Annotated in this window: 21 protein-coding genes, 1 tRNA gene and 2 pseudogenes; 11 read left to right on the top strand and 13 right to left on the bottom strand. The window is 59.7% G+C overall.

Features of this window, described 5'->3' with window-relative positions; genetic code table 11:
- Positions 1–19: 19 nt before the first annotated feature.
- A complete protein-coding gene (locus tag WDO70_04145) occupies positions 20–1,438 on the bottom strand; it encodes an ATP-binding protein (GenBank protein ID MEJ0062396.1) in 1,419 nt (472 codons plus the stop codon).
- Between the two features lie 245 nt (positions 1,439–1,683).
- Here WDO70_04145 and WDO70_04140 point away from each other — a divergent pair, with 245 nt between their 5' ends.
- The gene (locus WDO70_04140) at positions 1,684–2,247 is read left to right on the top strand and encodes a thioredoxin family protein (GenBank protein ID MEJ0062395.1); all 564 of its coding nucleotides are present in this window, start codon (positions 1,684–1,686) and stop codon (positions 2,245–2,247) included.
- A gap of 150 nt (positions 2,248–2,397) precedes the next feature.
- Positions 2,398–2,473, top strand: a tRNA-Lys gene (locus WDO70_04135).
- A 105-nt stretch (positions 2,474–2,578) separates the two neighbouring features.
- Here the strand turns inward: WDO70_04135 and WDO70_04130 are convergent.
- The 3 genes and pseudogenes from WDO70_04130 to mscL form a co-directional block, all read right to left on the bottom strand.
- Entirely contained in the window at positions 2,579–4,435 is a 1,857-nt protein-coding gene (locus tag WDO70_04130; protein MEJ0062394.1) for an AAA family ATPase, read from the bottom strand.
- A gap of 12 nt (positions 4,436–4,447) precedes the next feature.
- Positions 4,448–5,867 (bottom strand): annotated as a pseudogene (locus WDO70_04125) (phosphomannomutase/phosphoglucomutase).
- A pseudogene (mscL, locus tag WDO70_04120) lies at positions 5,864–6,303 on the bottom strand (large-conductance mechanosensitive channel protein MscL). Before mscL ends, WDO70_04125 begins: the two co-directional pseudogenes overlap by 4 nt.
- A gap of 21 nt (positions 6,304–6,324) precedes the next feature.
- Between mscL and WDO70_04115 the strand changes: the two are divergent.
- The 6 genes from WDO70_04115 (at position 6,325) to WDO70_04090 (ending at position 10,145) form a co-directional block, all read left to right on the top strand.
- On the top strand, positions 6,325–7,089 hold the full coding sequence (locus WDO70_04115; GenBank protein MEJ0062393.1) for a YceI family protein: 765 nt from the start codon (positions 6,325–6,327) through the stop codon (positions 7,087–7,089).
- Positions 7,090–7,092: 3 nt separating this feature from the next.
- Complete coding sequence (locus WDO70_04110) at positions 7,093–7,698, top strand: cytochrome b (GenBank protein MEJ0062392.1); 606 nt, start codon at positions 7,093–7,095, stop codon at positions 7,696–7,698.
- Entirely contained in the window at positions 7,685–8,263 is a 579-nt protein-coding gene (locus WDO70_04105; GenBank protein ID MEJ0062391.1) for a YceI family protein, read from the top strand. Before WDO70_04110 ends, WDO70_04105 begins: the two co-directional genes overlap by 14 nt.
- Before the next feature lie 120 nt (positions 8,264–8,383).
- Positions 8,384–8,683, top strand: coding sequence for a 50S ribosomal protein L28 (gene rpmB, locus WDO70_04100; protein ID MEJ0062390.1), 300 nt, complete (start codon positions 8,384–8,386; stop codon positions 8,681–8,683).
- Between the two features lie 28 nt (positions 8,684–8,711).
- Positions 8,712–9,572, top strand: coding sequence for a diguanylate cyclase (locus WDO70_04095; GenBank protein MEJ0062389.1), 861 nt, complete (start codon positions 8,712–8,714; stop codon positions 9,570–9,572).
- A 75-nt stretch (positions 9,573–9,647) separates the two neighbouring features.
- On the top strand, positions 9,648–10,145 hold the full coding sequence (locus WDO70_04090; GenBank protein ID MEJ0062388.1) for a hypothetical protein: 498 nt from the start codon (positions 9,648–9,650) through the stop codon (positions 10,143–10,145).
- A gap of 14 nt (positions 10,146–10,159) precedes the next feature.
- On the opposite strand, the gene WDO70_04085 is transcribed toward WDO70_04090, so the two are convergent.
- The 7 genes from WDO70_04085 to rimP are packed head-to-tail and all read right to left on the bottom strand — an operon-like array spanning position 10,160 to position 17,030.
- On the bottom strand, positions 10,160–10,660 hold the full coding sequence (locus tag WDO70_04085; protein MEJ0062387.1) for an ABC transporter substrate-binding protein: 501 nt from the start codon (positions 10,658–10,660) through the stop codon (positions 10,160–10,162).
- A 28-nt stretch (positions 10,661–10,688) separates the two neighbouring features.
- Entirely contained in the window at positions 10,689–11,270 is a 582-nt protein-coding gene (locus tag WDO70_04080; protein MEJ0062386.1) for an ABC transporter substrate-binding protein, read from the bottom strand.
- 21 nt (positions 11,271–11,291) lie between these two features.
- Positions 11,292–11,681 carry a hypothetical protein gene (locus tag WDO70_04075; protein ID MEJ0062385.1) on the bottom strand — a complete coding sequence of 130 codons (390 nt, stop codon included), beginning with the start codon at positions 11,679–11,681 and terminating at the stop codon, positions 11,292–11,294.
- A gap of 19 nt (positions 11,682–11,700) precedes the next feature.
- Positions 11,701–14,286, bottom strand: a complete 2,586-nt coding sequence (gene infB, locus WDO70_04070) for a translation initiation factor IF-2 (protein MEJ0062384.1) — start codon at positions 14,284–14,286, stop codon at positions 11,701–11,703.
- Positions 14,283–14,993 carry an RNA-binding protein gene (locus tag WDO70_04065; protein MEJ0062383.1) on the bottom strand — a complete coding sequence of 237 codons (711 nt, stop codon included), beginning with the start codon at positions 14,991–14,993 and terminating at the stop codon, positions 14,283–14,285. Before WDO70_04065 ends, infB begins: the two co-directional genes overlap by 4 nt.
- Positions 14,994–15,011: 18 nt before the next feature.
- Positions 15,012–16,508: a transcription termination factor NusA gene (nusA, locus tag WDO70_04060; GenBank protein MEJ0062382.1), complete on the bottom strand. Its 1,497-nt coding sequence runs from the start codon at positions 16,506–16,508 to the stop codon at positions 15,012–15,014.
- Positions 16,509–16,532: 24 nt separating this feature from the next.
- Positions 16,533–17,030 (bottom strand): ribosome maturation factor RimP, encoded by a 498-nt coding sequence (gene rimP, locus WDO70_04055; protein MEJ0062381.1) that lies wholly within the window; start codon positions 17,028–17,030, stop codon positions 16,533–16,535.
- A 354-nt stretch (positions 17,031–17,384) separates the two neighbouring features.
- Between rimP and WDO70_04050 the strand changes: the two genes are divergently transcribed.
- The 3 genes from WDO70_04050 (at position 17,385) to WDO70_04040 (ending at position 19,550) form a co-directional block, all read left to right on the top strand.
- A complete protein-coding gene (locus WDO70_04050) occupies positions 17,385–18,473 on the top strand; it encodes an inverse autotransporter beta domain-containing protein (protein ID MEJ0062380.1) in 1,089 nt (362 codons plus the stop codon).
- A gap of 20 nt (positions 18,474–18,493) precedes the next feature.
- Entirely contained in the window at positions 18,494–19,183 is a 690-nt protein-coding gene (locus tag WDO70_04045) for a hypothetical protein (GenBank protein ID MEJ0062379.1), read from the top strand.
- Between the two features lie 85 nt (positions 19,184–19,268).
- Positions 19,269–19,550, top strand: coding sequence for a hypothetical protein (locus tag WDO70_04040; GenBank protein MEJ0062378.1), 282 nt, complete (start codon positions 19,269–19,271; stop codon positions 19,548–19,550).
- Here the strand turns inward: WDO70_04040 and WDO70_04035 are convergent.
- Both WDO70_04035 and WDO70_04030 read right to left on the bottom strand, forming a co-directional pair.
- Entirely contained in the window at positions 19,547–20,509 is a 963-nt protein-coding gene (locus WDO70_04035; protein ID MEJ0062377.1) for a zinc ABC transporter substrate-binding protein, read from the bottom strand. The genes WDO70_04040 and WDO70_04035 overlap by 4 nt on opposite strands.
- Before the next feature lie 83 nt (positions 20,510–20,592).
- The gene (locus tag WDO70_04030; GenBank protein ID MEJ0062376.1) at positions 20,593–21,657 is read right to left on the bottom strand and encodes a HAMP domain-containing sensor histidine kinase; all 1,065 of its coding nucleotides are present in this window, start codon (positions 21,655–21,657) and stop codon (positions 20,593–20,595) included.
- Positions 21,658–21,671 lie beyond the last annotated feature (14 nt).

Below are 21,671 nucleotides of genomic sequence, written 5' to 3'. Positions count from 1 at the left end.
CAAAAAATTTCCGGAAACGCTAAACCGCTTCCGACAGCCCTTCCGGCGCGAAGGCCGCCAATTTTCTCTGCAAGCTGTACGGCGTGAAGGGCTTGGAAAGATAATCGTCCATGCCGGCGTCGAGGCATTTCTTTCTCGTATCCAGCAAAGCCTGCGCGGTAAGGGCGACGATGGGATGACGCGCCATGCCGCGCGCCTTCTCCAGCGCGCGGATGCGATGGGTCGTCTCGAATCCATCCATGCCGTGCATCTCCACATCCATCAGGATGACGGAATAAGCGCCCGAAGAAAGTTTTTGCAGGGCTTCCGGTCCATTGCGGGCCACTTCGCAACGGTAGCCGATATTCTCCAGCATGATCGTCGCCACCAGGATATTAGGCTGATAATCTTCGACCAGCAGAATGGGCATCCTTTCCGCGTTCGCCCCTTCGTCCATGTCGATCATATCGTCAAAATAGCCGATCGCGCCGCCGTCGTTTTCCACCGGCAGAAACAGGCGCAAGGTAAATGTCGAGCCTTTGCCGGGAACGCTCTCCACCGCGATCGCGCCGCCCATGCATGCCGCCAGCAACTGGGATACCGCAAGCCCCAGGCCCATGCCGCCGCATTTGCGCGTCGCAGAAGTATCCGGCTGGCCGAATTTATTAAAGATATGCCTTAGCTTTTCCTGCGGGATGCCGATACCGGTGTCGCTGACGGAAATCGCAATCTTCTCTTTGCCGCCCTCGCGGCCGTCGCTTCCGATATGGATGGAGATGCGTCCATGATCGGTGAATTTCACCGCATTGCCGACGAGATTCATCATGATTTGCCGGATTCGCGCGCCGTCGCCGCGAAATATCCTATCCAGGCCCGGATCGCGATCCATCGACAGGATGACGCCTTTTTCCTGCGCTTTGACGGACATGACGCTGACGACCTGCTCAAGCAGCACCTTCATATCGAATGGAGCTTCCTCCAGCGCGATAATCCTGGATTCGATCTTGCCGATATTCAGCAAATCGTTGATGAGCGCCATGAGCGTTTCCGCGCTGGTCTTCAACATGCCGATATATTGCTTCTGCTTTTCATCGAGCTTTGTCGTCAGCATGAGATCGGTGAGGCCTATCACCGCATTCATCGGCGTGCGGATTTCATGGCTCATATTGGCAAGGAATTCCGACTTGGCTTGGCTGGCGGCGTCCTGCGAGACGCGCGCATGCTTGTCTGCCGCGCCCTGAGCCGATTCCACGGCTTTTTGCGCGATGCCGGATTCGGCCTGAGCTTCTTGCGCCACGGCAAGATCGGTTGCGGCGGTTTTTTGTGCCTTCCGCCCTTCGTCAAACTCGGGACCAGCGGCTGTTTTGCAGCGCCGCCGTTCTGCATGGATGGCATTGATCAGCAATCCCGCCAATCCGCCCGCCAGAAAAACCATAAGGAAACTTGCAACCAGCCCCATGCTTTTTTATTCTCCCGGTATTTCCGATTGCAAGACGGAAAGGGCGTCATTCAAGGCTTTCATTATATCTACACCACAATGCGGCGGAATTACACAGTTTTCGATGACTGCCGCGCGGCTTTTCCGCTTTTTCCGCCTCCCCAGACATGCAAGCCTATGCGCTGCATTCACGCGTATGACTCCCTCTTTGTATTTTATGCCATTGCCGTTATGCTGGGCATCTCGCTAACCGCAGGGAGAAGATCATGGCCGCGCTCGAAACGCCTCCGGTAACGGCCGGATGGAAGGCTCCGGATTTCAAGCTCAAGGGAACCGACGGTAAATTTTATTCTCTTGCGAACGCCAAAGGGCCGAAAGGCCTTGTCGTCATGTTCATCTGCAATCACTGCCCCTTCGTGCGGGCGATCGCGGACAAGCTCGCGCGCGACATGAAAGAGCTGGCCGCTCTCGGTATCGGCAGCATCGCCGTCATGGCCAACGACGTCGAAAATTATCCCGATGATTCCTTCGACAATATGATCCTGTTCAAAGAGAAGCATAGCTTCCCCTTTCCCTATGTCATCGATGAGACCCAGGAAGTCGCCAAGGCTTACGACGCGGTCTGCACGCCGGATTTCTTCGGCTTCGGCCCCGACCTGGCGCTGCAATATCGCGGCAGGCTGGACGAGTCCGGCATGAAACGCATCGAAGGCGGCAAGCGCGAATTATTCGAGGCGATGAAGCAGGTGGCCGAAACCGGCAAGGCTCCCGCGGCCCAGACTCCAAGCATCGGCTGCTCGATCAAATGGCGCGAGAATTCGGCGGCCTAGAAACGGCTTGGAATTAGCCGTCCCGCCATGGTTAACCGCCCCCGCGGAGACGGCTTGAGAGACAGCTTGCAAACGGCGCCTGATGCTTGTATCAAACCCCCTGCGCCGCCCCTGCCACGGCAAGGCGGCGTAAAATCCCGAAGATGGTGCGGGCGATTAGCTCAGTTGGTAGAGCAGATGACTCTTAATCATCGGGTCCACGGTTCGAGCCCGTGATCGCCCACCACCGGTTTTTCTTAACGAGCGCAGCGAGTTTAGAAAAACCGAGTGTCCGCCATAGCTCCGCGAAGCGGAGCGACGGCGGACTGGTTGAGTTTTCCCACTCAATCCCTCACCCTGCCGCCCGCGCAATCTCCAAAATCCTGTCCACCCGGAACATGAGCTCTTCCTCCCCGATGGTGCAGAAAGCTTTCATGCCGTCATATTCTTTGCCCTGATATGTGGCGGGACCGACTCTCAGCGGAATGACCTTGCGTGAGATTTTAGTGTCGTCGGCTTTCAGATAGGTGATATCGAGCGCCGCGTTTTCATCGATGGTTTTCTGGATGAAGACGATTTTTTGCGCCAGGGGCATCTTATCGTCCGGTTGAAGGTATTGGCCGTCCTCGAGGAAGGATAAAATCCGATGATCGGTGCGGATATCCTGCGCCCGGATAGGCGTTTTAAGGCTGACCCCCTCGAACGATGTGCAACGGCTGAGCGCCACATACATCTGCCCGGCAACGAACGCGCCGCGCCCGACATCGATGACGACGTGCTCGAAAGTCTTGCCCTGGCTTTTATGAATGGTGATGGCCCAGGCGAGGCGGAACGGATATTGCGTGAAGGTTCCCGCCGGCTCGGAAACTATCGCGCCATCCTCGACGCCGAAACGATACACTTCCCATGTGTACGGGTAGACCTCGACGGTGCCGCCGTCATCCTGCAGCTTGACGGCAAGATATTCCTCGCCCTCCTCGTCCTCTTTCACGGCCTCGATGACGCCGATGCTGCCATTGACCCACCGTTTGTTGCTGTCGTTGTTGAGCAGCATGATCTGCGCGCCGGTCTTGTATTGCAGGTCGGTGGCGGTGGGGAAATATTCCCTGCCGAATTCGCCCTCCACCCTGGCGGCGGCGCTGCGAGGCTTGCCCTTCAGCGCGGCGAGATGATCGTCGTTGAGGGCGTCGGCGACGGCGTTGGTCGTCGCCAGCGTAATGTGAAAACCACCATCCGGAGAAAGGCCGGGTTTCGCCAGACGGCTATTGATGCGCGCGATATCATGGTCTTCCACGGAATTATTGCGGATTTTATTCAGAAGATCGACAAAGTCATGATCCTTCTGGCGGTAGACTTTCTCCAGTTCGACGATTTCAAGACCGCCGCCCTGCAGCGCATGGGCGCTGAAGAAATAGGGCGTCTGGTAATGCGTGGCGAAGATATCCCTTTCCTGCGACGCGACCACCGGCGGCAGCTGATAAAGGTCGCCGACGAAAATCATCTGCACGCCGCCGAAAACCCTGGAAGGATCGGGGCCGTACAAGCGCAGGAAAGCGTCGATGCAATCCAGCAAGTCGGCGCGCACCATCGAAACCTCGTCGATGATGATGGTCTTGAGTTTCTTGTAGAGCTTGGCGTTGCGCGGCTTGGCTTTTTTCCGCCGGACTTTCTCCGGCGTCACGTCGACATAGAAATTGAAAAAGCGGTGGATGGTCTGGCCCTTGACGTTCAGCGCCGCCACGCCGGTGGGCGCCAGCACCACGGGCTGTTTGCCGGTCGCGCGGCAGAAATAGGACAGCAGCGTGGATTTTCCGGTGCCCGCCTTGCCGGTGACGAACAGATTCCTGTCCGTTTCCTCCATCAGGCGCAGGGCTTCGCGGAAACGCTCGTTGAGTTCGGGCGAGAGATTCTCCCTGTCCGAGCGCACGACGGATTTCCGCTTCGGCGAAGCGATCTCCTTTAAGTGCCGTTTCTGCGATGCCGCGCTGGGGCTGAATTCCGGCCTGGGCTCGACCGTGTTGCCGTCTTCATCGATCAGGCCCAGCACGCGCAGGCGGGAGCGAATGCCGCCGGGCGCCCGCTGGTGAGCGGCCACGCATTCCTTGATGGTCTTGCCGGCGGCGAAGGCATCATAGAGCCGCTGTTCTTCCTCGACGCTCCAGACCAGTCCCTGGCGTTCCGGGGATTCTTCTGCCGTCGATGTATCCATGGCCCCCTGCGCTTAATGACCCCCCGATGCCGCCTCGTCGCTCGGCAGTTCCAGCCCGCTTTTGCCAAGCTCGCTGGCGATCTGGCCGCGCAGCCGCGCAAGGCCCGCTTCGTCGCGACCCTCCGCGCGCGCCACCAGAACGTCCTGGGTATTCGAAGCGCGCAGCAGCCACCAGCCGTCAGCCGTATTCACCCGCACGCCGTCGATATCGTTGACCTGCGCGCCGCTCAGCTTAAGGCGGGCCTTGATCTCTTCCACGACGGGGAATTTGCGGCTTTCATCCACCTGGAAGCGCAGTTCCGGCGTATTGACGACGCTGGGAATACGGTCGCGCATCGCACCAAGGGTTTCCTCGGCGCGGGCAAGCAGGCTCAACAGCCGCACGGCGCAGTACAGCGCGTCGTCATGGCCGTAGAACTTGTCGGCGAAGAAAATATGGCCGCTCATTTCGCCCGCGAGCGGCGAACGGGTTTCCTTCATCTTCGATTTGATGAGCGAATGGCCGGTCTTCCACATCAGCGGCTTGCCGCCGAGACGCGCGATCTCGTCGAACAAGGTCTGCGACGCCTTGACGTCGGCGATGATCGTCGCACCGGGATGGTCGCGCAGCACTTCGCCCGCATAAATCGCCAGCAGCTGATCTCCCGCGATCATGCGCCCCTGCTCGTCGATCGCGCCGATCCGGTCCGCGTCGCCGTCGAACGCGATGCCGCAGTCCGCCTTCTTCGCGGCCACTTCTGCCTGCAAATCGCGCAGATTGGCGGCCACGGTCGGATCGGGATGATGGTTCGGGAACTTGCCGTCGATATCGTCGAACAGCAGCGTGTGCGTGCCCGGCAGCTTGGCGACGAGGCGGCGGAGAATTTCTCCGCCCGCGCCGTTGCCGTTGTCCCAGACGACGTTCAACTCGCGGCCGGGGATGTAATCCTTGACCATGCGCGCGACATAATCATCCTGCACGTCGTGATCGGATGCGCTGCCTTCGCCGACGGCGAAATCGCCGGCCGCGGCCATGTCGCCGAATTTCTGGATCGCCGCGCCATAGACCGGCCCGCCTTCGGGCAGATGCGGCGCGATCATCATCTTGAAACCGTTATAGTCGGGCGGGTTGTGCGAACCCGTCACCATGATTCCGGCATCGGCCTTGAGGTGATAGACGGCGAAATACAGCATCGGCGTCGGGCCGAGGCCGATGCGCTTGACTGCCAGCCCGGTCGACATCAGCCCTTCCGCCAGCGCGGCGGAAAGTTCCGGCGAGCTGAGCCGTCCGTCCATAACCCAAGGCAACGCTCTTTCCGCCCTGGCGCGCGACCACGGTGCCGAAGGCGCGTCCCAACGCGGCGGCATCCGCCGCGCTCAGGGTCTTGCCGATCACGCCGCGCACGTCATATTCGCGCAGCACGGTGGAATGAAACTGATGCGTATTTTTCATAGTGACTCCTTGTTATGTTTTAATAAATCGCGGATTTCCGCCAGTAATGTTTCCGTCGGCGTCGGGGGAGGCGGCGCGGCAATCAAACGCACCTTTAATCTGTCCTGAAGCCGATGGACCGCCTTAACGATCATGAAGACTGCGGCGGCGGACGATCAAAAACTTGATGACCGCGTTCAAAAATAAGCCATAGCCGATAACGGCGGCGCCCGCGTCCTTGGCCGTTTTTAGGCTCGCATAGTGCTTGCCGTCAAGCGGAATGAAGAAATCCGAGAAATCGATGCCGCCCAGGATCATCCCGATCGGCGGCATGATGATATAATCGACCAGCGCGCTGACGATAGCCGTGAAAGCCACGCCCATGACCATTGCCGACGGCAAGGTCGATCACGCTGCCCCTTGCGATGAAGGCCTTGAATTCATTGAGCATATTCATGTCTGGCCGTGCCTTTCCGTCATGATCGAAGAGCCCGGAATTTGCCCCAGAACCGCCCCTAACGCAAGCACTCCCGGCACCGCCGACTTGACGCGGGCGACGAATGATTTAGGGTATGCGCCCCAGCCACGTCCCCTTCCCCCGCCCGTTATGGAGTTCGCTATGCAGAATCTTATGAAAGCTCTCGTTCTGGCCGCTGGCATTGGCCTGGCCTCCCCGGCCCTTCTTGCCGAACCGATGGCGCCGCCCAAGGCCGACCTGACAGCCGTTTCCGCGGGCGTTTACAAGCTCGATCCCGGCCATACCAATGTGATGTTCCGGCTCTCGCATCTCGGTTTCTCCGGTTATATGGGCCGCTTCGATAAAATCAGCGGCACGCTCGATCTCGATCCCAAAGCGCCAACCAAGAGCAAGCTCGACATTTCCATCGAAGCCACCAGCGTCGACGTGAACAACGCCAAGCTGGAGGAAGAATTGCGCGACAAGGACGCATTCAACGTCGCGGAATTCCCCGCCATTACGTTCAAATCGACCAAGCTGGAGCAAAAAGACCCGACGCATGGCGAAGTCACCGGCGATCTGACCTTCCTCGGCGTGACCAAGCCGGTGACGCTGGCCGTGACGCTGAACGGCGCGGGTCCGTATCCGATGGGCCAGAAGACCGGCGTCGGCTTCAGCGCCACGGCAACCATCAAGCGTTCCGATTTCGGCATGAAGAAGTGGCTGCCCATGGTCGGCGACGATGTGCAGCTTTATATCGAAACCGAGTTCCAGCAGGGTTCGTAATCCGTGGCGGGCGCGGAACGGTACAGCGCCGTTGCGGTCTTTCTGCACTGGCTGATGGCGCTCGCGCTCGTCGGCATGCTGGCGGCCGGATTCTATATGGGCGGCATGGACAATTCCGATTCGAATAAGTTCGTCCTGTATCAGCTTCATAAATCCTTCGGCTTCACGATCCTGGCGCTGGCCTTGTTTCGCCTGGGCTGGCGGCTGGCGCATCCCGTGCCGCCCTTGCCCGCCGAAATGCCGGCACTGGAAAAAATCGCCGCGCGTGCCGCTCATTGGGCCTTTTACGGCCTGATGATCGGCATGCCTTTGGTGGGCTGGCTCGGCGTTTCATCGTCGCCGATGAAGATACCGACGCGGATTTTCGGTCTTTTCATATTGCCTCACTTGCCTTTTTTTCATGGCGATCCGAATCCCGGCCAGACGACGCGCGAACTTTTTGAATGGCATGAGTATATGGCTTATGCGCTCATCGCCCTTCTGATCCTCCATATCGCGGCGGCGCTCAAGCATCACTTCATCAACAAAGACAGCGTGCTTCTGGCCATGATGCCCGCGGCGTTTTCCAGAGCACTTAAAAACATGAGAGGACAACATGACGAGATTTAGTTTCCATCGCCTGGCGGTCGCAGCCCTGCTGCTGGCGGCATTCTCCTCGCCCGCCGAAGCCGCGGCGCAAAAATACACGGTCGATGCGATGCGCAGCAAAATCGTGTTCGCCGCGACCCAGGACGACACGCGCTTTTTCGGCGGCTTTAATGACTTCAAGCTCAGCATCGTCTTCAGCCCGGACGATCTCGAACACAGCCAGATCGTCGCCATCATCGATACCGGCAGCGCCTTTGCGGGATCGAAGGAGCGCGACGACGCTCTGCCGGGCAAGGACTGGTTCAATGTGGGGCAATTTCCCGAAGCGACTTTCGCGACCAAGCGCATTACCCAGACCGGGCCGGATCAGTATCTCGCGCACGCCACGCTGACGATCCGGGGAATCGCCCGCGATATAGATTTGCCCTTCTCGCTCGCGGAACAGAACGGCATCACCCAGGCGAAAGGCTCCATCATGCTCAACCGCGCCGATTTCGGCGTGGGCCAGGGCCCATGGGCGGGCGACAGCACGGTCAAATTCGACGTGCGCGTCGATATCGAGATTTACGCGGTGAAAAAAGGGTAGGATTTCCGCGAAAACGCTGTTTTCACGGATAATTTGACTTTTGGCGTGAGTTTCCCCTATAAAACCGCCTCCGCTGCCGCTGATGGCGCGTCATCATTATAATGGTTAAGGAATATCGTTATGGCCCGTGTATGCGCCGTTACCGGCAAGAAGCCCCATTTCGGCAATAATGTCAGCCACGCCAACAACAAGACCCGCCGCCGCTGGCAGCCGAATCTGCAGGTCTGCTCGTTCCCGTCGGAAACGCTGGGCATGGTGACGCTGCGCCTGACGCCGAACGGCATCCGCACCGTCGAGCATCGCGGCGGCATCGACGCCTATCTGCTCAAGTCGAAGATGTCGGAACTGAGCGACGAGGTCAAAACCCTCAAGCGCCGCATCGTCCGCGCCCAAGCCAAAAAGTCAGCCAAAGCAGCCTGAGCCTTCCCCATTCGCAAAGGGGAGAATAATGGCCATCCTTACCGGTGAATCCTCGCTCGCGCGCGTGGTGGACGAGCATCTCGACTGGTTCGTCGCCTGGCACCGCCTCGCCTTCGTCGCGATCGTCGGGCGCGAAGAACAGATCAAAAACCTCCTGCCGCCGACCGGCTTCATCGCCTGGTTCCGCTACGCCGCGAGAGCCCTGCCCCACGATCAGCCGGTGATCGACCGTCTCGCCGTGCTGCATGACCAGATGCATACGCTGGCGCGGCTCGTCCTGATGAAAGCTCCGGAAGGCCATGGCCTCGCCCCGGAAGACTATGACGCGGTCGCGGCGAAATTCCACGCCTTCATCACCGGCATCCGGCGGCTGGAACGCGCCTTCGCGGTCGCCGCCTCCGGCCTCGATCTGCTGACCGGCCTAAGATCGCGCGTCGGCATGGACGAGGATTTGCAACGCGAGATCAACCGGCTACAGCGCACGAACCAGCCTTTCTGCCTCGCCATCGCCGACATCGATCATTTCAAGTCGGTCAACGACACTTACGGCCACGACATGGGCGATCAGGTTCTAGCAGCCGCCGCCGATGTCATCAGCCGCCAGATACGCTCGTTCGACGATGCCTACCGGCTCGGCGGCGAAGAATTTCTGATTTGCCTGAAAGAGACCGGCATCGACGCCGCGCGGCAGGTGGTGGAGCGCCTGCGCGAGGCGCTTGCCAACTGGTCGATCCCGCTGCCCGGCCGGGAACCGCTGCGCGTCACGGCCTCGTTCGGCCTGATCCAAGCCAAGCCGGATCGCACTATTGCCGATCTGCTCCACGACGCCGACCAGGCGCTCTATCGCGCCAAGCATGCGGGCAGGAACAGAATCGTGGTGGCCGATTAAGAATATATTGCTTGCGGGCGGAATGCGGATTAATGTCGCCTCGATATTTATGTAATTTACGGAAAGAGAGAATTTATGGCTAAAACATATTCGGAAACTGAAGTCTTGACTATAGCCAAGGGCGTTATGGGCGCTTTCATGCGCCAATATCGCGGCCTGGCGCCCACGGAAACCGAACTGCAGGAAAAACGCGGACTCATTGCCCTCGAAGCGGGGGAAGCGGGCAATGTTCCTACGCTGGCATTTGCCACGGATATTCTGGGACAGGATTTAAGCGCGCCTATCGTTGCCATGCGCGGATCACAGCCAACGACCACTGCGCAGATTGCGGCCCAATATGGCCAGGAATCGATCATCGATTTCCTCGAGGAAAGAAACATCTATCTGGGAGGAGAGGGGCGCGGCGCTCCCGCAAGCCTCGCAAGAACATATCGCCATGAAGCGCTGGCCGGAAAAATCGAGGCTATCGCACGGGAACAGGACGCGGCAAGAAGCGCACCGCAACCGCAGCGGCCTTCTTTATCTGCGGCCGCTCCCCGCATGGCGCTGCGTACGTCCAATGGACATAGCTGAACGGCGTTCCGGGATTACATTTTCCACGGTTTAACTTTGCCGTCTTTCCATTGGTAATATTGGAAATCGAGGCCGGTCATTCTACCGTCGGCCTCGAAGGATACTTCGCCCATGATCGTGGCGAATTTATTGCTCTTCATCGCTTTCATGACGGCAGCGGTTTCAGTCGTGCCCGCTTTTTTCACCGCCTCGGCATAGACCTGAATCATCATGTAATTGTAGATGGCGAACGGGCGTCCCGCCATGTTGCGCTCGGCCAGCTTCTTCAAGACGGGCGCGGCGGAGGGGGTGTATTCCGGCAGCGGCGCGAAGGTGAAAATCATCCCCTCCGAGGCGGCGCCAGCGATCTTCGGCATATCGTCGGTGAGGGCGACGTCCGCGCCGATGAATTGCGGCTTATAACCGGCTTCGTAGGCCTGGCGCATCATCATGGACATCTGTTTCGGCCATGCGCCGAGATAGACGACGTCAATTCTTTTGTCCTTGAGCTGCGTGATAATGGCGGAGAAATCCAATTCCGTGCCGTTCAGCGCCGCAATGAAGTCAGGATCGATCCCATAGGTTTTTTTTCAATTCCTCGGTAATGCCGTCGGCGAGACTCTGGCTGTATGAGTCCGTTGAGAAGACAAATCCCAGTTTCTTCCCGGCAAAATGCCCGCCGATAAGTTTGGCAAGGGCCGGGCTTTGCTTCTCGTTGCCGAGATAGACCCGCGCTATGTTCTGCAATCCCATACTGGTCAGCTGCGGGGGCGAGCAAGCTGCCGTCAGCATCAGCACGTTTTCCTCGGCGTAAACCGGCGCAGCCGCAAGGCAGGCCGGGCCGCAAAAATGCGCGGCCATGTCGATGCCCATGCTGATAAAGCGGTTGGCGACGACGACCCCGGTTTTGGGATCGCAAACATCGTCCTCGAAGACCGGCTTGAGCTTTTTGCCGAGAACACCGCCTTGCGCATTGATGTCTTCGACCGCCAGTTCCACGCCGGTTTTAACGTCAGGGCCGTACATCGCCCCCGCGCCGCTCAGCGGCGCGCCGATGCCAAGCGTGACGGCATCTTCGGCGGCAAGGGCGGGGACGGATAGCGCCATGAGAAAGAACGCCATGAGAGCAGGCAGACGAACGATCATGGATTTCCCCCTTATCGTGATTTAAGCTGGACCCGGCTTGTTAGACCCACCGCCGCTGACGAGCTTAAGATGCCTTTCCGGCAGAGCTGGCGGCGCTTCCTCCAGCGGCACGACACCCGTGGCATACTGGTAGGGGATACGCGGCAGGAGGATGTCGGGGTGCACCAATCCCTCGAGTTGAGGGGTCAGCAGGCGCAAAGCGGCTTTAACCTGTTTGTTGTTCCAACCGAGGGCGTCGGCAAAACCGCCGGGAAAGGTTTCAATGGACGACACGATATCCGCGGGGTCATGCAGGTTCATTTCCCGCAAAAATCCATAAAGCTCTTGAGGCACCCGCAATGTCGCGCCATCCACGACGATGCCGAAATCGCCGGGCGAGGATTGCAGGGACGGATCGCACTCAATTGTCATAACCGGATTTACACCAGAATTATAACTGCCGCGCGACTTCTTCCAGCTCGAAACATTCGATGGTGTCGCCGGCTTCGATATTGTCGTAATTCTCGAACGCCATGCCGCACTCGTAGCCTTCGCGCACTTCCTTGACTTCGTCCTTCATGCGCTTGAGCGTTTTGAGCGTGCCTTCGTGAATGACGACATTGTCGCGCAGCAGGCGGACTTTCGCGCCGCGCTTGACGATGCCTTCCACCACTTTGCAGCCCGCGATCTTGCCGGCCTTGGTGATGTTGAAGACCTGGAGAATCTGCGCATTGCCGAGGAATTTCTCGCGCAAGGTGGGCGCGAGCATCCCGGTCAGCGCCTGCTTCACGTCGTCGATCACGTTATAGATGATCGAATAATAGCGGATTTCCATGCCGTCGCGACGCGCCATTTCACGCGCCTGCGGATTGGCGCGGACGTTGAAGCCGACGATCATGCCCTTCGAGGCGTTGGCGAGCGTCACGTCGGATTCCGTGATCGGGCCGACGGCGGCGTCGAGCACATGCACCTTGACCTCGCTCTGCTCGTCGACGATTTTCTCGAGCGCGCCCTTGATCGCTTCGACCGAGCCGTGCACGTCGCCCTTGATGAGGATGGCAAGTTCCTTCGCCTGCCCCGCCTTGATGTTTTCCAGCATTTGCTCAAGCGAGCCGCGCGCGGTCAATGCCGCGACCTGCTGGCGTTTCTTGCGCTGGCGGAACTCGCTGATTTCACGCGCCTTGGCCTCGTTCTCGACGACGATGAAATCGTCGCCGGCGTCCGGCGTCGCGGTCAGGCCGAAAACCTCCACGGGCTTCGCCGGCTCCGCCGCCGTGATATTCTGCCCCCGGTCGTCGATCAGCGCCCGAACCTTGCCCCACTCCGCGCCGGCGACGAAAATATCGCCGACCTTGATCGTGCCCTTTTGCACCAGCACGGTCGCGACCGAGCCGCGGCCGCGCTCCAGCTTGGCTTCGATGATCACGCCGCTCGCGCTGCGCGCGGGATTGGATTTCAGTTCCAGGATTTCCGCCTGCAGCAGAAGCGCGTCGAGCAGCTTGTCGAGGCCCATCCGGGTCTTCGCGGAAATCTCGACCGTCAGCACTTCGCCGCCCATATCCTCGACCTGCACGTCATGCTGCAGCAATTCCTGCTTGACGCGCATGGGGTTGGCATTGGGAAGATCGCACTTGTTGATCGCGACGATCATCGGCACGGCGGCCGCCTTGGCGTGACGGATGGCCTCGATCGTCTGCGGCATGACGCCGTCATCGGCGGCCACGACCAGCACGACGATATCGGTGACATTCGCGCCGCGCGCCCGCATTTCCGTGAAAGCGGCGTGGCCGGGCGTGTCGATGAACGTCACGCGATCGAAACCGTGATGCGCTTGAGGCAGGATGATCTGATAAGCGCCGATATGCTGGGTGATGCCGCCCGCTTCGCCCGCGACCACGTCGGTCTTGCGGAGCGCATCGAGCAGCGAGGTCTTGCCGTGATCGACATGGCCCATGACGGTAACCACGGGCGGACGCGGCAGCAGGTTTTCGGCGCTGTCGCCCTGATCCTGCAGCACTTGCTCGACGTCCGATTCCGCCACGCGCTTCACCCGATGGCCGAATTCAGCGGCGACCAGTTCCGCCGTGTCGGCGTCGATGGTCTGCGTGATCGTCGCCAGGATGCCGAGTTTCATCAGCGCCTTGATGACATCGCCCGCGCGCTCGGCCATGCGGTTGGCAAGCTCTTGCACGGTGATGGCTTCGGGAATCGTCACGTCGCGGATGAATTTCTGCTGCTCCTGCTGCGCCGTTTGCTGGCGCTTTTCGCGCTGGATGCGGCGGCGCATGGAGGCGACGCTGTAGGTGCGCTCGCCTTCGTCGCCCGCCAGAACCTTCTGAATCGTCATGTGGCCGTCGCGGCGGCGCGTGCTGGTGCGCGCGCGCGTGGGAACATCGATCCCCGCCTTGCGCTTCCTGCGGTTCTGCTCTTCTTCCTCGTCGACGACCGGAGGGCGGCCGACCGCGCCGGGACGCGCCACGTCGCCGATGCGGGTCGCGGCGCGCATGCGGCCATCGTCGCTGCGGCGGCCTTCCACCAGATCGCGGCGGCGGGCGTCGTCTTCCTTGCTGCGCACGACTCCGGCGATCTTTTCCTGTTCCTGGATTTGGCGCAGTTCTTCAAGCTCGCGGCGGCGCAGACTGTCGCCGTCCGCGGGTTCCGCTCCCGGCTGCTCCGCTTCCGTTTCGCGATGAACCTGGGTCGGAATGACCGGCGGCAGATTGCGCCGCGTTTCAGTGCCGTCCAGCACCGCGCCGCGCAAGGCGCGCACGCGCGCATTGCGTTCTTCCTGGGTCAGCTGGCGCGGCGCTCCGCTCGTGCGAGGCGGCGCCTGCGGCGTCTCGACTCCCGGAGCGCGCGGCGCGACTTCGCCTTCCCGCTTGCGCTTGACTTCGACCGCCACGGTCTTTGACCGGCCATGGCTAAAGCTCTGCCGTACCGATCCGTGCGCGGGCGCGCCGGGATCGGCCGATTTCTTCAATTCCAGCTTGGGCTTGCCGCCCAGAGATAGAACTTTCTTGTTTTCCTGTTCGCTCATGATCCGCTTCTATCCATTATAGGGGCAATGTGCGCCAAGCCCGGCTCGGACGCAATGGGTTCCTGGGGGTTTCTGGGAGTTCCTTGGTTTTCCGGCCCGATAAATCCGGAAAATCTGCGGGACGTCGCCGCGATCTTGCCGGTAAGGGCCTGGGGCTTAAGTCCTATATAGACCAACTGCTCATGGCCGAGCGCGCGGCCCAGTTCCTGGCTGCTTAAAATCCGCCAGATGCGATCCGGGGAAATCTTATGGCGCAGCTTGGAAGGGCCATCCTCGCCGGCATCGGCGGCGATCAGCAGCAGCGCGATATCGCCTTTGACGACGGCGGCCTCGACCTGCGGAAAGCCGGTGACGACAAGCCCGCTGCGCCGGGCAAGGCCCAAAAGTTGCAGCAGGCGGCTCCGCAGCAACCCGGCGACTTCGATGGCAAGATCGGCCGGGCACGTTACTTTCCGGCGCGCGGCTTTGGAGAAAAGGTTTTTGCGCGCCGCTTCGTTCAGCGTCTGGGCGTCGCAGCCTACCCATAGGCCGCGCCCCGGCAGACTCTCATCCAGATCGGGCGTTACCCGCCCATCCGGCGCGACCACGAAACGTATCAGCTCTTCGCGCGGCCTGATCGCAGTCGTGACGATGCAGCGGCGGCAAGGATCGCCTTTGCCGAAATTATCGTCCGGTTCGACAGTGTCTGCCTCGGCGGCGGCGATCATGAGCGGCGTACCTCATGGTCACGAGACAGGCGAAGGCGCATCGGCGAACCAATGCGCACGCGCCGCCATGATGGTTTCGTTGGCCTTGTTCTCGGTCAACTGCTCATTGCCCAAAAGCTCGCGCAATTCATCGCCCGCCAGATCGCCGACATCGTCCAGCGTCTTGATGCCCTTCTCGCCCAACTTGACGGCGAATTCCGTCGTCATGTGGGGCAGGCCCAGCACCGCATCGGCGATGCCGAGTTCGCGCCGCTTGACTTCGAGAGCCGCCGCGCGGTCCGCGAGCCAGGTCTTGGCGCGCTGCTGCAATTCCTGCGCGACATCGGCGTCGAAGCCTTCGATCTCCGCGATCTCGTCGATCGGCGTTTCCGCCACTTGCTCGACTTTAGTGAAGCCCTCGGCCACCAGAAGATGGGCGATAACGTCATCGACCGACAGCGCCTCGAGGAACAGCGAGGTGCGAAGCTTGACTTCTTCCTGGCGGCGCTCGGACTCTTCCTTCTCGGTCAGGATGTCGATATCCCAGCCGGTCAGCATCGACGCGAGACGGACATTCTGTCCCCGGCGGCCGATGGCGAGCGACAATTGCTCGTCGGGCACCACGACATCCATGCGGTTATTGTCCTCGTCGAGCACGACCTTGCTCACTTCGGCGGGCGCGAGCGCGTTGACGACGAAGGTCGCCGGATCGTGCGACCACGGAATGATATCGATCTTTTCGCCTTGCAGTTCGCCGACGACGGCCTGGACGCGGCTGCCGCGCATGCCGACGCAGGCGCCGACCGGATCGATGCCGCTGTCGTTCGACACGACGGCGATCTTGGCGCGGCTGCCGGGATCGCGGGCGACCGCCTTGATTTCGATGATGCCGTCATAGATTTCCGGCACTTCCTGGGCGAACAGTTTCGCCATGAACATGGGATGCGTGCGGGACAGGAAAATCTGCGGCCCGCGGGCTTCTTCGCGCACGTCGTAGATATAGGCGCGCGTGCGGTCCTGGTTCTTGAAATGCTCGCGCGGCAGGCACTCGTCGCGGCGCAGCACGGCTTCGGCGCGTCCCAGATCGATCGTGACATTGCCGTATTCGACCCGCTTGACGATGCCGTTGATGACTTCGCCGATGCGATCCTTGTATTCTTCGAATTGGCGCTTGCGCTCGAATTCGCGGACTTTCTGCACGATCACCTGCTTGGCGGTCTGCGCGGCGATGCGCCCGAAATCGATCGGCGGCAGATCGTCGATGATGAAATCGCCGATGGCGGCGTCGGCCTTGGCCTTGCGCGCGGTTTTCAGCGGAATTTGCGTGAATTCGTTCTCGACCGGATCGGCCACTTGCAGGTAACGCTGCAGCGCGATCAGCCCGGTGCGGCGGTCGATGGTGGCGCGAATATCATGCTCATGGCCGTATTTCGAGCGCCCGGCTTTTTGTATGGCCTGCTCCATCGCGACCAGAACCTCGTCGCGGTCGATCCCTTTTTCGCGGGCCACGGCATCGGCAACATGCAGTAATTCCATTTTCCCTACCTCGTCTCTTCCTGATCAGCGCGCCGTCCCGGCGGCCTTGATAAGTTTATCCGTCAACACCAGTTTCGCCTTGGCAATCGCCGTTAAAGGCAATTCGTGATCCTCGCCGTCGATATTGACCAGCGCCATTCCATCCTTCAGTCCGGCCAGAATCCCCCGGTAGTTTTTCCTGCCGCCGATGGGATGGCGAAGCTCGATCTTGGCTTCGTGCCCTGCCCATACGGCAAAATCCTTTTCCCGCGTCAGCGGCCGGTCGATGCCCGGCGAACTGACCTCCAGGCTATAAGCGCCGGGGATCAAATCGGCTTCGTCCAGCAGCGGATCGAGCGCCTTCGCAATCGCGGCGCAATCATCGACTTGGATGGTCTGTCCGTCCTGCCGTTCGGCCATGATCTGAAGCGTCAGACCCTGCCGCGCGCCCGCCAGCTGCGCTCGAACTAATTCATACCCCATACGCTGCAGCATGGATTCGACAAGAACGGCGACTTGCGCCTCGACCTCTTCCCGCTCCATCCGCAACCCGCAAACCCAACAAAAAAGGCGGGCTTTTCTGGCCCACCTCCCAAAACGTCAATCTTCATGCTGGAGTGAATATTAGTCCAAATCACGGTAAAGGCAAGGGATTTTCACGTCACGCGAACGTTAATAGGATGTTGCCGCCTTTAAACATTTTAAGGAGTCTAAAATTTGCGCAAATGCTCACTATCGCATTGCAATAGAATAAAAAATTTTCCACCATGACGGGTAATCTTAACCGTATTGTTAATGGCTTTGGTTAAACTGGATTCTGGGCGAATAGCTGGCGCAGCCCATATTATTACGAATATGTAACAATTGCTGCGCGGCGCTGACTGGCAGGAGGCCGGCATGCGTCTTGGAACCAAGGGACGAATATATAGAGCGGCTAAAAGCGGCAACCGCCGCCGGGCGTTCTGCGCGCTGCTGACGGCGGCCTTCACGGCCCTGATAAGCATGACCAGCCAGCTGCGGGCGGAAACGCTGCCTCCTCTTTCGCACAATATGAGCGCCAATCCCGTCCCGCCGCTGCAGAACGCTTTCGGCACCAATGACAGCAGCGTCATAACCAGCATGACGGTGGCGCAGCTTCAGGCGATGGCCGCCAAGAAACTGAACAATCGCGATCTCGTCGCCAAATTCATCGGCAAGCTGCCGGATTGGATGCAGCGCATCGAGGTCAACGGCAATTTCGACCTTTCCGGCTGGCGCGGCTTCGAGGCCGTCACCGTTCAGCCCATATGGCAAAGCGACGACAAAAAGAAAATCTGCTTCACGCAGCTCAGCGGCGTGAGCTACCGCATGTTCGACCTGTTGCGCTTCGCGGGCAATGCCGGCGTCGGATACCGCCAATTGCTGCTCCATGACCGGATGCTGGCGGGCGCCAATGTATTTTACGACTACGAATTCCTGCGCGGACACCGCCGGACCGGAATCGGCGGGGAGATGAAGTTCGGCCCGTTTGACTTTACCGCCAACGGCTATTTCGGCTTCTCCGCGCGCTCCGCGCCGGACGGCACCGTTGAAAAGGTGCCGAGCGGCTTCGATCTAGAAGCGGGATCGCAAATGCCCTATATGCCCTGGGCAAGGGTTTACGGAAAATTCTACCGCTGGGATCATAAAATCGACGATCATCAGGTCATGGGCGCGCAGTTTTCCGTCGAAGCCAATGTGCATCGCGCGGTCAGCGTCGAAGCCGGAACAAGGCAAGACCAGGGCCGCGACGCCGAAGGTTTCATGATGCTGCGGATCAAATTGAACCAGGAGAATGCGCAAAACCTGTTCGACAGCCCCATCCTCGATAAACGTGTTTTCGCCGACCGCGATTTGTCCAAGCTGATGCTGTCCAAGGTCCGCCGCGAAAACCGCATCATCCTGGAACGCAGCGATCCCATGTCCGCCGGAGGCGGATTGACGGTGACGGTAAGCAGGGGTAATTGACGAAACGGGAGTCCCTCGACATGCGTAATGGCATTCAATTATTTCTGCCGGTCTTTGTTCTGACGCTCGCCGTTCCATTCGCCCTGGCCCACGCTCAAGGCTGTTCGCCCGCGAGCGGCGGCGCGGGGTCGCTGCCGCCATGCTGCGCCACGACGGATATGAGCGGCGGCGGCGATTGCATGGCACCCGCGGCACAATATCAATTCACGCTGTATAATGTCGGCTTCGAAAAGAGCGACGGCACGGTGGTGGAATTCGGCGCGCCGAGAATGTTCGACGCGGCGAGCGTCGGCGCGGGAGCCGATATCGGCAACTTTATCTCGGGCGCCAATCTGCAGCCGGGCGCCTATGTCGCGGTGCGCCCCTCGCTTTCGCGCAATTTAACCGTGGGCGTCAGCAACGCGACGACCCGCGACGGACGCTCCTGCTCCGGAACGGTCACCGCCGCCTCGCTCCAGCCGAACGGCGATGCCTGGCCGAACTGCGCGGCGGGCCAGCCTGATGCCGCCGTCGAGCAATGCCTGAGCGGCGGACAGATCAAGGTGCGCGACAGCCAGATCGGAACGCTCAATGTCAGCGGCAGCGGCAACACGACCATTAACTTCAAATTCGATGTCAATAACGGCGCGGTTTGCCATTTTGCGCCCGGCAACAGCCCGGCAGGCAGTATCGGCCTCGGCGTGCTGTCGGTCAGGATCACGAAATCGTAGCTCGCGCCCCGCCTCTTTCCGCCCCACCTTTCCGCTCCCCGAAAAATTTGATACGGTCGCAACGCGATAACGACGGGACAGCGAAATGGATCAAGTCAGTATTTGGCTCAGCATTCTTTGGATGATGACGATGGCGGCGATGATGACGCCGGGAATCTTGCGCCTTAATCGCGGCAAGGCGTTGCGCAACGCCGCGTTATGGCTCGGCATCGTCCTGACCCTCGCCCTTTTCTACCGCGCTTTCGGACCATTCAAGAACGGCATGCAGGGTCTGCCGGTCGGCAGCCATATCGAACAGAATAACGGAGAGAGCGCATCGCCCGCGCCGCCGCCCGGCAGGCCCAAGCTCGGGGACAGCGAACTCTAATTCTTCTTATTCTCCAGCATCGCGGCCTTAAGCAGCGGGACGTTGTTCTTGAACATGCCGAGATAGGACGGCGCCGTCCCTTCTTTGCCCGACAGGGCGTCGGCATATAACGTGCCGCCTATTTTAGCCCCCGCGTCGGCGGCAAGCTGCGATATTAATTTAGGGTTCGTCATATTTTCGATAAAGACCGTTTTAACCCCTTCGCTTTTGATTTGCGTGACGAGGCTGCCTATGTTGGCCGCCGAAGGCTCGGTGTCCATGTTCGCGCTATAAGGAGCGAGAAACCTGATCCCATAAGCCTCGCCGAAATACCCGAACGCGTCATGGCTGGTGATAATCGTTCGCTGCGGCGCCGGAATCGCTTCGATCTCGCCGCGGATATATTTATCCATCTCGCCGATTTCGCTCTGGTATTTATCGGCGCGGTTAAGAAGGGCCAATGCCTTATCCGGCATGGCGACAACCAGCGCCATGGCGATATTCGCCGCATATCTTTGCCCGTTTTCGAGGTTCTGCCAAGCGTGCGGATCGGTGATCTGCCGCTGAACCTCATCGCCGCTCTCGTTCAGGAAAATCAGACGAGGCTCTACGCCTTTCGAAGCCGTAACCACGGATTTTTTATAACCGGCGGATTCCAGCAGCCGGCTCATCCATCCTTCAAAACCCAGCCCATTGACAACCACAAGCTGGGCTTCGGCAATCGCCTTCAGATCGGCCGGCGTCGGCTGATAGCTATGCGCATCGCCGCCAGGGCCGACCAAAGTTTTTACGGTTACCAGTTCGCCGCCGATATTTTCCACCATGTCGCCGAGAATGCTGAAGCTGGCGACAACCCGAAGCGGCGCGGTGGTTTTTATGGGCGGTTCAGACGCCGCCGCCGGAGCAGGCGCCGGCTCCGCCGCTTGAGCCGAGACTGCCGCCCATAAAATCGTGACAACGGCAAGAACAAGCTTTCTCATAGACACTCCTCTGCTGACCGAGCCGATTATGCCCGCAAGCGCCCCATTCTGTCCAGTCAAGCATTTCCGCTGCGCGGCGGTAGTTATTGCATCGAGCAGGCACGCGGCAGGCGCGCGGTAAAAGTCGTGCCGTGTTTTTCAGACGACGCCACGCAGATCGTTCCGCCATGAGAAGCGATGATTTCCTTCGTGATGTAGAGTCCCAGGCCAAGATGCCCTTCCTCCGCCGGCCTCGCATCATCCCCTTCCCTGCCGCGAGTCAGAGAATCGAATATTTTTCCTATCATCGCGCCGGGGATGGGAACGCCCTCATTATGCACGGATAGCGCAACTTCCGTGGGGGTGCCTTTGACGCACACGCTGACGGGCGTCTCTTTGAATCCATGCTGTACGGCGTTGCCGATCAGATTCGAGAAGACCTGTCCTACCCGAGCCTTGTCCCACTCTCCTTTCAGCTCGCCGGAGATTTCGAGAACGATCATGCGATCGGGATAAACGGTACGCATTTCCTCGACAAGTTGCCGGCTTACGAAGCCCATATCCATATGATCTCTGAGAACGGGAATCCCCGATCCGAACCTCGCCCGGGTCAGATCGAACAGATTGGCGACGATCTGGCTCGCGCGCGATATGCTCTCGACGATTTGCAGGCCCAGCATGGCCTGGCGCTCGTTAAGCGCGCCTATCTGGGGCATGAGCTGGGCGGACATCAGCGCCGCGCTCAAGGGCGTGCGAAGATCATGGCTTAAAATGCCCAGAAACAGATTCTTGGAATGATTGACTTTCTTCATGTAATAGCTGATCGATTCCATCAATGCTTGGTCGATGGATTCATTGAAACTGGTCAAATCCATAATATCTTGGCAGGCGGGGCCGTTTCCTTCCGCGTTCCATAGCCTGATGATACTGGCGCGCAGAGCGCGATATTCCGAAACGACCTGATCGATGTTAAAGCCGCCAGCCAGGCGCAAGGCCGCGTGCAGTTCCGCCGGACTATGGCGCAGGCCGTTGAGTTTTTCTCCTTGCGGCTTTTTTATTTGTTCCGGCGCGGTTTGAGTGGATTCAATATCCCTTGTGACAAAAATAAGTATTTCCGCGATATGGTCGCGGAGAGCGAGAGACGTCATATCGGCCGCGGCAGGAGTCAAGGTCTGCGCAAAGC

The sequence above is a fragment of the Alphaproteobacteria bacterium genome, from assembly GCA_037200005.1.
In the GTDB taxonomy this organism is placed as follows: Bacteria; Pseudomonadota; Alphaproteobacteria; order UBA9219; family RFNS01; genus JBBCGY01.
The sequence above is the reverse complement of the archived record's forward strand: the minus strand, read 5'-3'. Positions and strand labels throughout refer to the sequence as shown.

Excerpts from the sequence above, each read along its gene's own strand:
- infB (MEJ0062384.1), bottom strand. The coding sequence starts at position 14,286 with ATGAGCGAACAGGAAAACAAGAAAGTTCTATCTCTGGGCGGCAAGCCC.
- WDO70_04080 (MEJ0062386.1), bottom strand. The coding sequence starts at position 11,270 with ATGATCGTTCGTCTGCCTGCTCTCATGGCGTTCTTTCTCATGGCGCTA.
- WDO70_04115 (MEJ0062393.1), top strand. The coding sequence starts at position 6,325 with ATGATCGAAGAGCCCGGAATTTGCCCCAGAACCGCCCCTAACGCAAGC.
- WDO70_04075 (MEJ0062385.1), bottom strand. The coding sequence starts at position 11,681 with ATGACAATTGAGTGCGATCCGTCCCTGCAATCCTCGCCCGGCGATTTC.
- WDO70_04140 (MEJ0062395.1), top strand. The coding sequence starts at position 1,684 with ATGGCCGCGCTCGAAACGCCTCCGGTAACGGCCGGATGGAAGGCTCCG.
- WDO70_04045 (MEJ0062379.1), top strand. The coding sequence starts at position 18,494 with ATGCGTAATGGCATTCAATTATTTCTGCCGGTCTTTGTTCTGACGCTC.
- WDO70_04050 (MEJ0062380.1), top strand. The coding sequence starts at position 17,385 with ATGCGTCTTGGAACCAAGGGACGAATATATAGAGCGGCTAAAAGCGGC.
- WDO70_04105 (MEJ0062391.1), top strand. The coding sequence starts at position 7,685 with ATGACGAGATTTAGTTTCCATCGCCTGGCGGTCGCAGCCCTGCTGCTG.
- nusA (MEJ0062382.1), bottom strand. The coding sequence starts at position 16,508 with ATGGAATTACTGCATGTTGCCGATGCCGTGGCCCGCGAAAAAGGGATC.
- WDO70_04040 (MEJ0062378.1), top strand. The coding sequence starts at position 19,269 with ATGGATCAAGTCAGTATTTGGCTCAGCATTCTTTGGATGATGACGATG.
- WDO70_04095 (MEJ0062389.1), top strand. The coding sequence starts at position 8,712 with ATGGCCATCCTTACCGGTGAATCCTCGCTCGCGCGCGTGGTGGACGAG.
- WDO70_04035 (MEJ0062377.1), bottom strand. The coding sequence starts at position 20,509 with ATGAGAAAGCTTGTTCTTGCCGTTGTCACGATTTTATGGGCGGCAGTC.
- WDO70_04090 (MEJ0062388.1), top strand. The coding sequence starts at position 9,648 with ATGGCTAAAACATATTCGGAAACTGAAGTCTTGACTATAGCCAAGGGC.
- WDO70_04065 (MEJ0062383.1), bottom strand. The coding sequence starts at position 14,993 with ATGATCGCCGCCGCCGAGGCAGACACTGTCGAACCGGACGATAATTTC.
- WDO70_04130 (MEJ0062394.1), bottom strand. The coding sequence starts at position 4,435 with ATGGATACATCGACGGCAGAAGAATCCCCGGAACGCCAGGGACTGGTC.
- rimP (MEJ0062381.1), bottom strand. The coding sequence starts at position 17,030 with ATGGAGCGGGAAGAGGTCGAGGCGCAAGTCGCCGTTCTTGTCGAATCC.
- WDO70_04145 (MEJ0062396.1), bottom strand. The coding sequence starts at position 1,438 with ATGGGGCTGGTTGCAAGTTTCCTTATGGTTTTTCTGGCGGGCGGATTG.
- rpmB (MEJ0062390.1), top strand. The coding sequence starts at position 8,384 with ATGGCCCGTGTATGCGCCGTTACCGGCAAGAAGCCCCATTTCGGCAAT.